Origin of the sequence: Streptomyces sp. ST2-7A, assembly GCF_021390475.1 — a bacterium.
Taxonomy (GTDB): Bacteria; Actinomycetota; Actinomycetes; order Streptomycetales; family Streptomycetaceae; genus Streptomyces.
On sequence record NZ_JAJUWS010000009.1, the window covers coordinates 38582 to 52532 of the forward strand.

The 13951-nt window shown below is 75.7% G+C and carries 11 protein-coding genes; 8 read left to right on the forward strand and 3 right to left on the reverse strand.

Features of this window, described 5'->3' with window-relative positions; all coding sequences use genetic code 11:
* Nucleotides 1–65: 65 nt before the first annotated feature.
* Nucleotides 66–1058, reverse strand: coding sequence for an ATP-binding protein (locus LZF96_RS07785; RefSeq protein ID WP_233867710.1), 993 nt, complete (start codon nucleotides 1056–1058; stop codon nucleotides 66–68).
* A 186-nt stretch (nucleotides 1059–1244) separates the two neighbouring features.
* On the opposite strand from LZF96_RS07785, the gene LZF96_RS07790 reads away from it, so the two are divergent.
* Nucleotides 1245–2162 (forward strand): Fic family protein, encoded by a 918-nt coding sequence (locus LZF96_RS07790; protein ID WP_233867713.1) that lies wholly within the window; start codon nucleotides 1245–1247, stop codon nucleotides 2160–2162.
* A 463-nt stretch (nucleotides 2163–2625) separates the two neighbouring features.
* Here the strand turns inward: LZF96_RS07790 and LZF96_RS07795 are convergent, their stop codons facing one another.
* Nucleotides 2626–3459, reverse strand: a complete 834-nt coding sequence (locus LZF96_RS07795; RefSeq protein WP_233867716.1) for an HAD family phosphatase — start codon at nucleotides 3457–3459, stop codon at nucleotides 2626–2628.
* Nucleotides 3460–4467: 1008 nt separating this feature from the next.
* Here LZF96_RS07795 and ssd point away from each other — a divergent pair.
* The 7 genes from ssd to LZF96_RS07835 all read left to right on the forward strand — a co-directional run bounded on the left by ssd (nucleotide 4468) and on the right by LZF96_RS07835 (nucleotide 11343).
* Nucleotides 4468–5910, forward strand: a complete 1443-nt coding sequence (gene ssd / locus LZF96_RS07805; protein WP_374203153.1) for a septum site-determining protein Ssd — start codon at nucleotides 4468–4470, stop codon at nucleotides 5908–5910.
* Nucleotides 5907–7028 carry a TadA family conjugal transfer-associated ATPase gene (locus LZF96_RS07810; RefSeq protein WP_233867719.1) on the forward strand — a complete coding sequence of 374 codons (1122 nt, stop codon included), beginning with the start codon at nucleotides 5907–5909 and terminating at the stop codon, nucleotides 7026–7028. The genes ssd and LZF96_RS07810 overlap by 4 nt, the downstream gene beginning before the upstream one ends.
* An 890-nt stretch (nucleotides 7029–7918) precedes the next feature.
* Nucleotides 7919–8551, forward strand: a complete 633-nt coding sequence (locus tag LZF96_RS26930) for a type II secretion system F family protein (protein WP_233867722.1) — start codon at nucleotides 7919–7921, stop codon at nucleotides 8549–8551.
* On the forward strand, nucleotides 8548–9312 hold the full coding sequence (locus LZF96_RS07820) for a type II secretion system F family protein (protein ID WP_233867724.1): 765 nt from the start codon (nucleotides 8548–8550) through the stop codon (nucleotides 9310–9312). Before LZF96_RS26930 ends, LZF96_RS07820 begins: the two co-directional genes overlap by 4 nt.
* Before the next feature lie 415 nt (nucleotides 9313–9727).
* The gene (locus tag LZF96_RS07825) at nucleotides 9728–9931 is read left to right on the forward strand and encodes a DUF4244 domain-containing protein (protein ID WP_233867941.1); all 204 of its coding nucleotides are present in this window, start codon (nucleotides 9728–9730) and stop codon (nucleotides 9929–9931) included.
* Nucleotides 9918–10367 carry a TadE family type IV pilus minor pilin gene (locus tag LZF96_RS07830; RefSeq protein WP_233867726.1) on the forward strand — a complete coding sequence of 150 codons (450 nt, stop codon included), beginning with the start codon at nucleotides 9918–9920 and terminating at the stop codon, nucleotides 10365–10367. Before LZF96_RS07825 ends, LZF96_RS07830 begins: the two co-directional genes overlap by 14 nt.
* A gap of 553 nt (nucleotides 10368–10920) precedes the next feature.
* Nucleotides 10921–11343, forward strand: a complete 423-nt coding sequence (locus LZF96_RS07835) for an Rv3654c family TadE-like protein (RefSeq protein WP_374203155.1) — start codon at nucleotides 10921–10923, stop codon at nucleotides 11341–11343.
* Here LZF96_RS07835 and LZF96_RS07840 read toward each other — a convergent pair.
* Nucleotides 11312–13924, reverse strand: coding sequence for a DEAD/DEAH box helicase (locus LZF96_RS07840; protein WP_233867727.1), 2613 nt, complete (start codon nucleotides 13922–13924; stop codon nucleotides 11312–11314). The two genes, LZF96_RS07835 and LZF96_RS07840, sit on opposite strands and share 32 nt — an antisense overlap.
* Between the last annotated feature and the right edge of the window lie 27 nt (nucleotides 13925–13951).

Sequence of the window (13951 nt, forward strand, 5' to 3'; positions counted from 1 at the left end):
GGCGCGACCGGTCGGACGCCGGGGTCGTCGATCCACCCGGGCCACCGGGTCGGGGGTTCGGGTGATCAGGCCGGCTGCGGGACGGGCCGGGTCCCCGGCGCGCCGAGCACGAAGTCCGGATCCACCTGGGCCGCCAGGTCCAACCCCGTTCGCTCGTTGCCCCAACTCTCCGCGTTCCGCAGGTGGAAGTGGACCATCTGACGGGTGTAGCGCGCGGGGTCGCGCCGCTCCCAGGAGGCATCCGCGGCCGCGTGCAGGGTCCGCAGCACCGTCCGCTCGTCCTCGCCCAACGCGCGGAAGGGGCGGGGCCGGCCGCGTTCCAGGGCGCGTACCCAGTCCGACTGTCCCAGCACGGTCAGCAGATCGTCACCGATCTCCTCGCGCAGGTAGGCGAGGTCCTCGGGCCCCTGCGCCTTGTTGCCCACCACTCGCAGTTCCACGTCGAAGTCCCGTGCGTAGTCGCGGTACTGGTGGTGGACCGACACCCCGCGCCGGGTGGGTTCGCTCACCAGGAAGGTCAGGTCGAAGCGGGTGAACATGCCGGAGGCGAAGGAATCGCTGCCCGCCGTCATGTCCACCACGACGTACTCGTCGCGTCCGTCCACCAGATGGTTGAGCATCAGCTCCACGGCACCGGTTTTGGAGTGGTAGCAGGCGACGCCGAGATCCTGCTCGGTGAAGGCGCCGGTGGCCAGGAAGCGGATCGAGCCGCTCTCCGCCTCGATGACGCGGGTGCAGGAATCCAGCACCGGACCGAGGTCGTCGTGGCGCAGCAGACGGGAACCGGTACCGGGGGGTGTGGTCTTGATCATCGCCGTGGCGGAGGGGATGCGCGGGTTGTCCCCGCGCAGGTAATCCTTGAGTTCCGGCAGCCGGTCGCCGAGGACCGGAACGCCCGCGGCTTCTTCGTCCGACAATCCCAGCGCCGGGCCCAGGTGTTGATTGATGTCCGCGTCCACCGCGATCACGGGGACGCCCCGGGCGGCCAGGTGGCGGATGAACAGCGCGGACAGGGTGGTCTTGCCGCTGCCACCCTTGCCAACGAAGGCGATTTTCATGTTCAACAGAGTAATGCTCTTCGCACGACCCTTCCGCACACCCGGGCCCGTATCCCGGCCCCGTGGCGGCCGGGTCATCCGGTCGGGGGAGTCGGATGTCACCCAACGAATGAGTGTGTGAGTGAACGTCGTGGGGCGTCGACGCCCCCGGCGGCGTGCCGGTACCCGGCAGTAGGCTGCCCAACCATGAGCCCGCAGAGCCCCGGAACCGATCCCCTGGCCCCCCTCGCCGACCTTCCCGGCGTCCCGGAGGCCGTCGAGGCGGCGCGCACCGTCGTGGACGCCCTGCACCGCCATCGGGTCATGCGCCGCCGGCGGACCGAGGTCGCGGCCGAGGCCGCCCTGCGCGGCGCCCGCGCCTCCGCCGCCCTGGCCGGCGCGGACTGGGGGCTGGAGGAGGTCCGGCGTCGAACCGACTTCGGCACCGACGCGCAGGCCCGCACGGTCGGCGCCGCGCTGCGCGCCACCGCCGAGGCCGCCCACCTGCGGGACATCTGGAAGGGATCCCCGCTGCGCGTCCTGGCCCGGCTCCACCTGGTGGCGGAGGGCGGCGCCCCGGCCGGTTCGGGGACCGGCCGGGACACCGCCCGCGCCGGTGCCGGTGACGGCGCCCCCGGAGGGCTCGGGAGAGGACTCGATGTCGAGCGGATCGGCCGCCCCCGCCTGCCCGGCGAACCGGTCGCGGACGGCGAGCGGGACGCCGGAGGGCTCCCGCTGCCCGACGCCGGGGAGACCTCCGCCCGGCTGGCCGCCCTGCGGGACCTGGTCGGCGGCGGCTCCTCCGCCCCGGTGCTCGTGCAGGCCGCCGTGGTGCACGGTGAGCTGTTGGCGCTGCGCCCCTTCGGCTCCCACAACGGCATCGTGGCCCGCGCCGCCTGCCGCATCGTGCTCACCGGCGGCGGTCTGGACCCGGGCGCGGTCGCGCCGGTGGAGGTCGGTTTCGCGGAACAGGGGGCGGACGCCCACCACGCGGCCCTGGCGGACTACGCCTCGGGGACCCCCGAGGGGGTCGCCCGGTGGATCACCCACTGCGGGCGGGCGGTGGAACTCGGGGCCCGGGAGTCCGTGGCGGTGTGCGAGGCACTCCAGCGCGGCGCCGCCTGAGCCACGGGACGCGGCGGGCCGGCGTTCGAAGAGGTGGGGCCCTCGGGAGCGAACGGGGCCGCCGGGCGCCGGTGCGCCCGCACACGGGAGCGGCGGCGACGCGGACGCGTCGTCGCCGCGGGACACGCGCACCAAGTGATCATGCGTGCGATTCCGAAGTGCCCATCGGGGTGACGTCGATGGCCCGTTCCCCGGTGCGGCGGCCCTATCGCGGGTCGGCTGCGCGTGGGTGCCCGATGATCGCGTGTCCGTTGTTCCCGGGTCGCCGACGGTGTCGGGGGAGACTCCGCCGGGGCCCTCGACCCTCCGGGGCCGATACCTCCTTTGTACTCCCTTCCGCCGATGATCGGAAGTGGAAGGGGACCTCCCGGGGAAACGGCGCGGGAAAGGGACGAACGCCGATCGACCGGGACCACCGGGACGGGCCCTCCGGCGGGGCCCCGCGGCGACCCGCCGGGGCCCTTCAGCCGCCGGCGCGGATCGACCGCTCGTGCTCCAGCCACCACCGCACCACCAGCGCCGTGCCCACTGCGGCGCCCAGCGCCAGGCCCACCGCCAGCGTGGGACGCGTCGGCGGCACGGGCATCCGCCGGCGCAGTCGTACCGGGCGGTTGAAGGCCAGCACCGGCCACTCCCGGGCCAGGGCCTCCCGGCGCAGCGCGCGGTCGGGGTTGACCGCGTGCGGCATGCCGACGGTCTCCAGCATCGGCACGTCGGTGATCGAGTCGCTGTAGGCCCAGCAGCGCTCCAGGTCGTACCCCCGGGAGGCGGCCAGTTCGCGGATGGCCTCCGCCTTGGTCGGCCCGTAGGCGTAGTACTCGATATCCCCGGTGTACCGCCCCTCCTCGACGACCATGCGGGTCGCCACGACCCGGTCGGCGCCCAGCAGTTCGCCGATGGGTTCGACGACCTCGGCACCGGAGGTGCTGACGATCACGATGTCCCGGCCGGCGGCGCGGTGCTCGGTGATCAGGGTGGCCGCCTCCGCGTAGACGTGCGGGTCGATCATCTGGTGCAGGGTCTCGGCGACGATCTCCCGGACCTGTTGGACATCCCATCCCCGACACAACGCCGAAAGCATCTTCCGCATACGTTCGGTCTGTTCGTGATCGGCGCCCCCCACCAGATAGACGAACTGGGTGTACGCGGCGCGCAGCACGGCTCGGCGGTTCATCAGCCCGCCCCGGTAGAAGGGGCGCCCGAAGGCCAGGGTGCTCGACTTGGCGATGACCGTCTTGTCGAGATCGAAGAAGGCCGCCGTACGTCGGCGCGGGGGATTTTCCACGCGCCCGAGCATAATCGCCCGCCATTCGGCGTACCCGGGGCCGTCCCGGTTTGCCTATCGGGCCCTTCGGGTACACCATGGAAGTCACGGATCGTTCGCGACCGTGCCAACCCGGTCCGGCTCCTACCCCCCCCGGAGCCGACCGCGGAAGACGACCCCCGCTCTCCCCCCCGGCGGGGGTCGTCGCATGTCCGCGAACGATCCGGGGCTCCCGCGGTGCCACCATCGGCTGTGGCGGGCCCGCTCCGCTTTCCCCTACCCGTCGGCTCCTCCGGTCGGTTCCCTCCCCGGAGCCCCGGTGCGAGCTCTCCGCCGACCGCGCCTCTCGTGGCGCCCGGTCGTCGGCGTCGCTCCGAAGACGGTTCCCGTCGCGGTGGGGATGATCGGCTCCGTTGTGGCCGGTTGGCGGGTCGGCCGGGGTTCTCGACGGTTCCGTCGACTCCCCGCGATATCCGTCGGATCCCCCTCCCCTCCCGGTTCCTCCGATCCGGTTCTTCCGATGTGCCCCTCGGCCCGCACCCCGGGACCGTGCCCGTCCCCTCCCCGGGCCGGTCCTTCCCTCGCTCGGCCCCTCGCGGTGTCGCCGCGCTCGAGTGGGGCGGATCCGTCGGCTCCGGTGCGGGCCGGTCCGGCCCGGCCGGTGAGCCGTGACGGACGACCGAGTACTTCCCCGCGGCGGAATGTGTTATTCCGCTTCGCCCCCTTCCCGTGGTCGTTTTTCCCGGGTTCCCGGAAGGGCGCGGTCCGACGGGGACACGCGAGCACGCCCGGTCAATCGTCCGTACACCCTCCGTTATTGCGAACCCTCTTCCGGGAGTTCGGGGAAGTGACCGAAACTTCGAGGTCGTGTGTTCGGATACCGGGTGGGGTTCCGGTTTTCCCCGCGGTCTTCCCTCCCACGGGTGAGGAAGTTATCCACAATGTGCCCGCGATCCACAGATTTCCCCCGGGATCGGCGGAAAGTCCGCAGGACCCTCCACGCTGATGGCCGTCACCGTCCGTCGAGCGAAGGGGCCTCCCGTGGCACCATCCGTCCTCATCCTCACCGAGAACGACCTCCTCCTGGAGGAACTGCTCCGTGTCTGCGCCGCCGCCGGGGCGGACGCGGAGGTCGTGCACGGGGCCCCGCTGGCAGCCGAACAGTGGGATCACGCCCCACTGATCCTGGTGGGTGACGACTGGGCCCGCCGTGCCCTGGACCGGTCGGGCGGCTCCCCATCGGACCTCTTTCCGGACGACCCCCTCCCGGCGGGGGCGGGAACACCCGATCCCCCACCCCGGATCCCCCCACCCCGGAACCCCTCGCGCCGGAGTTCCCCACCCGGCATCCTCTCGCCGGGCACCCTCTCGCCCGGGAACGCGGGTGGCACCATCGGCGGGGTGACCGGTGGGGACCCCGGCGGCGGTCGGGGCCCGGCACCCGGCCGCCGGCCGGGAGTCCTGCTGGTGGGCCTCGACCTGGACGACCACACCGTCTGGGCGCGCGGGGTCGCCCTCGGAGCCGAGCGGGTGGTGCACCTGCCCGGTGACGAGGAGACGGTGATCGGGACCGTCGCCGACGCGGTGGGGCGGACCGGCCCACCGGCCACCACCATCGGCGTCATGCCCGGCCGGGGCGGGGCCGGTGCCTCCACCCTGTCCTGTGCCCTGGCCTTCGCCGCCGTCCGGGCCGGTCACCGGACCGTCCTGGTGGACGCCGACCCACTCGGCGGGGGCCTGGACATCCTCCTCGGCGTAGAGCTCGAGCCGGGAGCCCGCTGGTCCGCTCTCCACGACGTGCGGGGGCACCTCTCCTCCACCGACCTGGAGGCGGCGCTGCCCCGGGTCGGCGGCCTCCACCTGCTCAGCGCGGACCACACCCCGCGGTCCGCCCGACCGACCGCCGAAGCCGTCCGGGTGGTGCTGGACGCAGCCCGCCGCCCCGGCGGGATCGTGATCGTGGATCTGCCCCGCCACGTCGACGAGGCCGTCGCCGAGACGCTGCTCCGGCTGGACCTGGGGCTCCTCGTCGTCCCGGCCGGTGTGCGGGCCGGCCGCGCCGCCCGCCGGGTGGTCGACGGCCCCGGCTCCCTCGTGCCCGACCTGCGTCTGGTGCGTGGTCCCGGAGGGCCGGGGAGCGGTGGCGAACCACTGCGCCCGCCGGGGGCGGATCTCCCGAACCTCGGACTCTCCGCGGCCGGTTCGGCCCGGTCGCTCGGTCTTCCCCTCGCCGGCGAGGTGCCCCCGGAACCCGGCCTCGCCGTCCGAGGAGAACTCGACGAACCCCCGGGCGCGGTCCCGGGCGGGCCCCTCGCCGGCTTCTGCGACGGCCTGCTGCGCCGCATCTCCCCGGTGCGCTCCCGGGGTCCCGTCCCTCGCCCCACCCGTCACCCGGGCAGTGGCCCCCGACCCGCCGACCGTCGCGATCGACGAGGCGGGAAGGGCCCGGACGTGACCGACCCGGAAGGACCGGTGTCCCGATGACCGCCCCCGAACACCTGCTGGACCGGGTCCGTGACCGCATCGCGGAGGAGTGGTCCCGCGATCCCGCACCCGCCGCCGGGAGCGCCCCGGCCGACCACCTGCCACCGGCCGCGGGGGAGTTGCGCGACGACCTCCTCGGCGCCGGCCCTCTGCAACCGTTGCTGTCCGCCCCGGACACCACGGACGTGCTGGTCAACAGCCCCTCGGAGGTGTGGGTCGACCGGGGCGGAGGGTTGGAGCGAACCGCCGTCCGCTTCCCCGACACCGCCGCCCTGCGTCGGCTCGCCCAGCGCCTGGCCTGCGCCGCCGGTCGCCGGCTCGACGACGCCCACCCATGGGTGGACGCCCGCCTGCCGGACGGCACCCGGCTGCACGCCGTCCTGCCGCCGATCGCCGTCGGCTCCCCGCACCTGTCCCTGCGAGTGGTCCGCCACCGCCCCTTCACCCCGGCCGAACTCGTCGCCACCGACACCCTCCCACCCGGTGGCGAACGCCTGCTGCGGGCCGTCCTGGGCGCCCGACTGTCCTTCCTGATCAGCGGCGGCACCGGCAGCGGCAAGAGCACCCTGCTCTCCTGCCTCCTCGGACTCGTCGGCCCACGCGAGCGGATCGTCCTGGTCGAGGACTCCGCCGAACTGCGCCCCGCCCACCCCCACGTGGTGCGTCTGGAGACCCGCCCCGCCAACCAGGAGGGGGTCGGACGGGTGGGCACCGCCGAGCTGGTCCGACAGGCGCTCCGGATGCGGCCGGACCGCCTGGTGGTCGGCGAGGTGCGGGGCGCCGAGGTGCTCGACCTCCTCGCCGCGATGAACACCGGCCACGAGGGCGGGTGCGGCACCGTCCACGCGAACGCCGCCGACGCGGTGCCCGCCCGGCTCGAGGCCCTGGCGGCGGCGGCCGGGATGCCCCGCCCCGCACTGCACAGCCAACTCGCCGCCGCCGTCGACCTCGTCGTCCACCTGCGCCGTGATCCGTCCGACGGGCGGCGGCGCGTCACCGAGATCCACTTGTTCGAGCGCGGCCCGGACGGTCTCGTCCGCACGGTGCCCGCCCTGCGCCGGGCTCCCGCCGGTTTCGTCCGTGAGGCGGCCTGGCCCCGTCTGGAGGCACTGCTGTGATCACCTTTCCCGCCCCCGTGTCCGCCCCTGCCCCCGCTCCCGCCCCTGCCCCCGTGTCCGGTTCCGGGTTCGGGTTCGGGTTCGGGTTCGGGTTGGGCTCCCGCCCCGGTCGTTCCCTCCCCCGTCTTCCCGACACCCGGCCCCGCGTCCGTCGCGGGACGAGGGCGCCGGCCCGCCCGACCCCGCTTCCATCGCCCACGGTGTTGCCCGTCCTGCTGCTCCTTCCGCCGCTCCTCTCCGGCCTCGTCGGCCGGGGGACGGGAGAGCGGATCGGGATCATCACCGGTGGTCTCCCGGTGGCGGTCGGTATCGGAAGCCCACCGTTGTGGTCGTGGCTCGTCGCCCTCGTGACGCTCTGTTCGCTGATCGTGCCCACCGGGTGCTTCCGGGCTCGCCGCCGCCCCGGGGGCCCGGCACCCTCCCGGTCCACGGCCTCCGGCCCTGCCGTGGCGTCCCGCCCCGACCCGGTGCCCGCCGGGCGCTCCCCGCACGGCGGGTGCGCGGAGGTCGGCCCCCTCGGCGCGGAAGGTCGCTGCGTCCCGGTCGGAACGTCCCCATCGTCGGTGCTCCGGGTCCCGACCACCGGTGCCGGGGAGAGCCGACCGCGCGGCCCCGCCCGGACGGGGTGGGCGTGGAGCAGCGCCCCACCGCCCCCACCGTCGCGATCGGGCCCACCGGGCCCGGGGCTCCCCCCGCCTTCCCCGGTCCCGTCCCGACGCCGGGCTCACGGAGCGGGGACCGAGGGCGGTGGGCGCGGGTCCGGGCGTCCGAAACCGTCGGGTTCCACCGGGGTGGCCCGGGCCGTGCCCGTCGCCGTCCTCCTCGGGCTCGGCGGCTCCGTAGGGGCCGCCCTTCTGACGGCTTCGCCGATTCCGATCCTGCTCGTCCTCGTGGTGATTCCCGTTCTGCTGCGGGCCCAACGCCGCCGCCGGACCCGGGCGGAGGCGGAGCGCCGCGTGGAGGAGGTGATCTCCTGGTGCGCGGCGGTCGCCGCCGAGGCCCGGGCCGGGTTGCCGCCGTACCGGGCGCTGGTGGCGGCGGGGCCGGCCGGGCTCGGCCCCCGCGCCGCCGAGGTACTGGCCGCCGCACGTGGGGGTGACGGCGTGCCGGAGGTTCTGCGACGCCTCTCCGGTGAGCCGGGAGCCGAAGGGCTCGGCGCGGCGGCGGCCTGCTGGCGGGTGGCCCTGGACAGCGGTTCCTCGCTGGCCGACGGCCTGGACCGGGTGGCCGACACCCTGCGGGCCGAGCGCGATCGGCGGGCCGATCTGCACGCCGAACTGGCCGGGCCCAGGACCACCGCCCTGGTCCTGGCCGGACTGCCCCCGGTCGGGTTGGCGCTGGGCTCGCTGATGGGGGCGGCACCGGTGGATGTCCTCCTCCACACCACCCCGGGCCGGATGTGCCTGGTGGCCGGGTGCCTGTTGGAAGGGCTCGGCCTGGCCTGGGCTGCGGCGATCGTCCGATCCGCCGAGCACGGCGGGACGACGGCGCCCGGTCGCGTCCGCCGGGAAGGTACCCGATGACCGCCCTCCCGGCCTCGTCCGCCACCGTCCCACCCGACACCGGGGCCGGCCTCGCGGCCTCCGGTGGCGGGGGAGCGGCCCTGATCATCTGCGCGGCGGCCGTCCTGCTGTGTGTCGTCGGGATCCTGATCATCGTGGTGCTGGCGGCTCCACGCACCGGAAACCGGACTCCGATCCGGCGGAACCGGATCGCCCCCGGTGAACCGCGACCCGACGGGCCGGCGCCGCCCGGTGGCGGGGGCACAGCCGGGCGGGCACCCTCCGGGGACCCCGACCCCGCGCGGACCCCACCTCGCCGGGAGCCCCGGTGGAGGGCCCGGCGGGCACGCCACGATCCCCGGCTCCCGGAGGCCGCCGGCCTGCTGGCCGCATGTCTGGCGGCCGGCGCCTCCCCGATGGCCGCCGCCGCGGCCGTGGGCACAGCCCTGGACGGCCCCCTGGCCACCGCCCTGCGGCGCGCCGCCGCCGAACTGGCGCTGGGCGGCGACCCCGATCGGGTCTGGTCCCGGCTCGGGGAGTCACCCGACGCCGCGCGGTTGGCCCGGGCCCTTCACCTGGCCGACCTCTCCGGTGCCCCCGTGGTGCGCACGGTGGCACTGCTGGCCTCCGAACACCGGGCCCGCGAGGGCCGGGCGGCCCGGGCGCGGGTCCACCGGGCGGGCGTCCTGCTGACCCTGCCGCTGGGGTTGTGTTTCCTGCCGGCCTTCCTCCTCATCGGCGTCGCGCCGGTGGTGGTCGGTCTCGCCCGGACGCTCCTATGACCGGCGTGGCCGGGCGTGCTCCTCCCCGGTGGAACACGCGACGCCGGTTGGTGAGCCGGACACAGCCACCCGGTCCTTCCCGGGCCGGCCGCACCGCCGATCCACCCCGAGACCTGTCCTTCGCCCTCCGTCCCCGCCCGCCCGTTGTTCCCCCCTTCGATCCCACCCGACCCGACCCGGCCCCACCTCACCACGCCCCCTTTCGGTCCGACCCGCTCCGCCCTCGATCCGACCGGGTCCGCAATGTCCCGGTCGCGCTTCCGGCCCATCCCGCTTCCCGTCCAACCCGGCTTCTCGAACCCTTCGCTTTTCCGTGCCCCACCGATGGGAGATTCCCGTGTCCGAGTTCCGCTTCATCCCCGTGCCGCTTCCGGTCCGTCGCCGGATCTTCGTCGTCCGCCCGGGGCAGGCACCCGTGCCGCGCTCCCCGGGCCGTGGTCCCCGGAGTCCTCGGCGCGCCGTTCCGCCGAACGACGCCGGGATGAGCACCGCCGAGTACGCAGTCGGCACTCTCGCGGCGGCGGCGCTGGCGGCCGGGTTGCACCAGGTGGTCACCTCCGGCCCGATCCTCGGCGCCCTCCAGGGGCTGGTGGAAAGGTCCCTCGATGCGGTGCTCTGAGGACATCACCGCCTCCACCGTCCCCATCGCGTCTCCCGGTGATCCGCGCCACCACGGCTCCCGGTCCCGGGTTCCTCCCTCCCGACGGCCACGCCGTCGGGAGGGTAGGGACGGCGGGTACGTCACCGCCGAGACCGCGCTCGTCGTGCCCACCCTGGTGCTCCTGATGGGCGTGCTGCTCTGGGCCACGGGGGCGGCCGTCACCGCCCTCCAGTGCTCCGACGCGGCCCGGGCCGCCGCCCGCGCGGCGGCGCGCGGCGAATCGGAGGAGACCGTCCGGGGAACGGCCCTGGCCCTCGCACCGCAGGGCGCCGAGGTGACCCGAACACGCGACGACGCCCTGCACCGGGTGCGGGTCACCGCACGGACGCCGACGGCCGGGCCGCTACCGGCGGTGCGGGTGGCGACGGAGGCGGTGGCGCATGTCGAACCCTGATCCGGGCGCGGGGCCGTCCCCGTGTCCCGACCGTCCACCGTGCCCGGACCGTCCACCGGAGCCCGGCTGCCTCCCGCACCCCGACCGTCCGCCGCGCCCGCATCCGTGCCGGAGGGCATGCCGGCACCTCCTCCGGCGAGCGGCGCCGGGGTCGTCACCGCGCGGGACGGTGTCCGGTGGTTCGTCCCCCACGGGCCCGGTGGGGGCGGTCCCGGCCGCCATCGCGGCCCGGAATCCGGGCGCGTCGGGCAGGACGGGTGCCCCGCGGGCCACGGCGGGCGCCGGTCTCCTCCGAACGGTCCTTCCCACCGACCCCCGGCACCGCCCCGGTGGGCCCGATGGGCCCTCGGGGCATGGTGACGCGCACGAATGGCCGGTGGGCGTCGGTGGCCGAACGGTCCTTCCCGCGGGCGACCCGCTCCGTATCGGTGGGTCCGGTCGGCCCTCGCGTCGTGGCGGTGTGCACGAGCGGCCGGTGGGTGTCGGGAGCCCTCGTCCGGCCGGCCGCGCCCCCGGAGGTCCGGGGGGTGGCGCCACCCCCCGGACGGGATCGGTGACGAGCCGCCCGACCGGCCGCCCGACCGGCCCCTCGACCGGCCCCTCGACCAGTCGGTGGCCGGTCGGCGCCGACCGGGGCGCGGCCACGGTGTGGTGCGTCGCCTGCCTCGGCCTGCTCACCGTCGTGCTGGGCGCCGTGCTGGCACTCACGGCCGTGGTGGAGGCCCGCCACCGCGCCGCCGGTGCCGCCGACCTCGCCGCCCTGGCGGCGGCCGATCGGGCCTGGCACGGCCCGGAGCACGCCTGTGAGCGGGCCCGGCTGGTCGCGGAGGCCGGCGGGACGCGTCTGGTGCGCTGCGGGGTCGGCCCCGGCCTCCACGGGGACGACCCGCCCGACGCCCTGGTCGCCGATCTCACCGTCGAGAGCCGGGCCGGCCCCCACCGGCTCAGGGCGCGTGCCCGTGCCACAACCGGCTGAGCAACAACAGCGCGCCGTGCTTGTCCAGGGGCTCGTTGCCATTGCCGCACTTGGGCGAGTGCACACACGAGGGACACCCGTCGGCGCACTCGCAGGCGGCGATCGCCTCCCGGGTGGCGGTCAACCACGACCGCGCGGTGTGGAAGGCCCGCTCCGCGAAGCCGGCCCCGCCCGGATGCCCGTCGTGCACGAAGACGGTGGGCAGCAGGGTGTCGCCGTGCAGGGCGGTGGAGACCCCGCCGATGTCCCAGCGGTCGCAGGTGGCGAAGAGCGGCAGCATCCCGATCGCGGCGTGCTCGGCGGCGTGCAGCGCGCCCGGCAGCGCGTCGGGCTCCACGCCGGCGGCCTCCGTGCCCTCCTCGGTCATCGTCCACCACACCGCCCGGGTGCGCAGGGTGCGCGGCGGCAGGTCCAGCCGCGTCTCGCCCAGCACCTCACCCGTCACCAGCCGTCGTCGCAGACAGGAGACCACCTGATGCGTCACCCGCACCGACCCGAAGCACAACCGCGCGTCCGTGCCGGCCGGTACGGACGTCACGGTCTCCAACACCGAGATGTCGGTGACCTCGCGGGCCGTCGTGGTCCACGGCGGGTTGGCCTCGTCCACCAACGCCACCCGGTCCACCAGGTCCAACTCCCGGACCACGAAGGTCGCGCCCCGGTGCAGGTGCACCGCCCCGGGGTGGACGGTGCGGTCCGCCGCCGCGGCGTCCACCGTGCCCAGCAACCGACCGGTCCCGGCCTCCACCACCTGCACGGGGTCGCCGCCCGTGCCCCGAATGTCCACCATGGCGGCGGGCCGCTCGCGGCGGGTCCAGTACCAGTGGTCGCCCCGCCGACGCAGCAGGGAGCGCGCCTCCAGCCGGGGGAGCAGCTCCCCGGCGACCGGTCCGAAGGGTTCCCTGCCAACCGGTCCCAGCGGCAGCTCGGCCGCGGCGGCACACAGGTGCGGGGAGAGGACGTGCGGATTCCCCGGGTCGAGCACGGTGGCCTCCACGGGCCGCCGCAGCAGGGCCTCGGGGTGGTGGACGAGATAGGTGTCCAGCGGATCGTCACGGGCGATCAGCACCGCCAACGCGCCGGTACCCCGGCGCCCGGCGCGCCCGGCCTGCTGCCACAGCGAGGCCCGGGTGCCGGGATAGCCGGCGATCAGCACGGCGTCCAGTCCGGCGACGTCCACGCCCAGTTCCAGGGCGTTGGTGGCGGCCAACCCCAGCAGTCGGCCGGAGCGCAGGGCGAGCTCCAGCTCCCGCCGCTCCTCGGGCAGGTAACCGCCCCGGTAGGAGGCGATCCGGGCACCCGCTCCGCCGCCCGGGTGCCCCGGGGCGTTCGGGTCCGCCCGGTGCCCTCCCGGCGCCGACACGCCCGGGCGCGCGATGGTTGCGAAATCGTCACCTTCGTCGGCGCCGTCACCTTCGTCGGCGCCGTCGCCGGCGCCGCTCCCGCCCCCCGGCCGTCCCGGGTCCCCCGAACGGTCCCCCAGCCGTTCCCGGGCGATCAGCGAGATCAACTCCGCACCGCGTCGGGAGCGGACGAAGGCCACCGTCCGCACCCCCCGGACCACCAGGTCGCCCAGCAGGTCGGCGGTCTCGGCGACGGCGGTTCGTCGCACGGGCGCGCCCCGTTCCCCACCGCCCTCGCGTTCGCGGGCCAGCGGGGGTTCCCACAGGGCGAAAACCATCCGTCCCCTCGGGGAGGCGTCCTCGGTGACGGCGGTGACCGGCACCCCGGTCAGCAGCCCCACCGACCCGGCGGGATCGGCCACGGTCGCCGACGCGGCGAGGAACACCGGGTCGGCGCCGTAGTGGGCGCAGATCCGCCGCAGCCGGCGCAGCACCTGCGCCACGTGGGAACCGAACACGCCCCGGTAGACGTGGCACTCGTCCACCACCACGTGGCGCAGTGCCCGCCAGAACCCCGACCAGCGCCGGTGCCCGGGCAGCAGCGAACGGTGCAGCATGTCGGGGTTGGTGAGCAGCAGGTTCGCGTGCGCGCGGGCCCACTCCCGTTCCTCGGGCGGGGAGTCGCCGTCGTGCACCGCCGGCCGCACGGCGTGGCCCAGGGGCGCCGCCAGTTCCCGCACCGCCCGCAGCTGGTCGGCGGCCAGCGCCTTGGTCGGCGCCAGGTACAGGGCGGTGGCCGGGCGCAGCGGGGAGGGCCCGCCGCCGACCCCGCCGCCGGCGGTCCGTCGCGCGCCCCGGCCCGGCCCGGCCGGATCCTTCCGGGTCGGCTCCGTCGGCGGGATGAGGAGGGAGTGCAGCACCGGCGCGAGGTAGCAGATCGACTTCCCCGAGGCGGTGCCGGTCGCCACGACCACGGACTCGCCCCGCAGCGCGCGCGCCACGGCGTCCGCCTGGTGTGCCCAGGGGCGCCCGATCCCGGCGTCCGTCAGCGCCCGCACCACCTCCGGCGACAAATCCGCGGGCCAGGGGGCATGCCGGGCGTCCCGGGCGGGCAGGTGCTCGACGTGGGTGACGCGTGCCGCGCGGTCGGCGTCTCGCCCCAGGTACGCCAGCAGCGCCTCCGGTGTGTCGGGGCGCCGGGGCGTGTCGGGGGGATCGGGGTTCTCCGCGCGGGACATCACCCCGAGTGTGTCACCGGTCCGACG

Coding starts and splice junctions, on each gene's coding strand:
- LZF96_RS07785 (WP_233867710.1), bottom strand. CDS start 1,058: ATGAAAATCGCCTTCGTTGGCAAGGGTGGCAGCGGCAAGACCACCCTG.
- LZF96_RS07790 (WP_233867713.1), top strand. CDS start 1,245: ATGAGCCCGCAGAGCCCCGGAACCGATCCCCTGGCCCCCCTCGCCGAC.
- LZF96_RS07795 (WP_233867716.1), bottom strand. CDS start 3,459: ATGCTCGGGCGCGTGGAAAATCCCCCGCGCCGACGTACGGCGGCCTTC.
- LZF96_RS07810 (WP_233867719.1), top strand. CDS start 5,907: ATGACCGCCCCCGAACACCTGCTGGACCGGGTCCGTGACCGCATCGCG.
- LZF96_RS07820 (WP_233867724.1), top strand. CDS start 8,548: ATGACCGCCCTCCCGGCCTCGTCCGCCACCGTCCCACCCGACACCGGG.
- LZF96_RS07830 (WP_233867726.1), top strand. CDS start 9,918: ATGCGGTGCTCTGAGGACATCACCGCCTCCACCGTCCCCATCGCGTCT.
- LZF96_RS07840 (WP_233867727.1), bottom strand. CDS start 13,924: ATGTCCCGCGCGGAGAACCCCGATCCCCCCGACACGCCCCGGCGCCCC.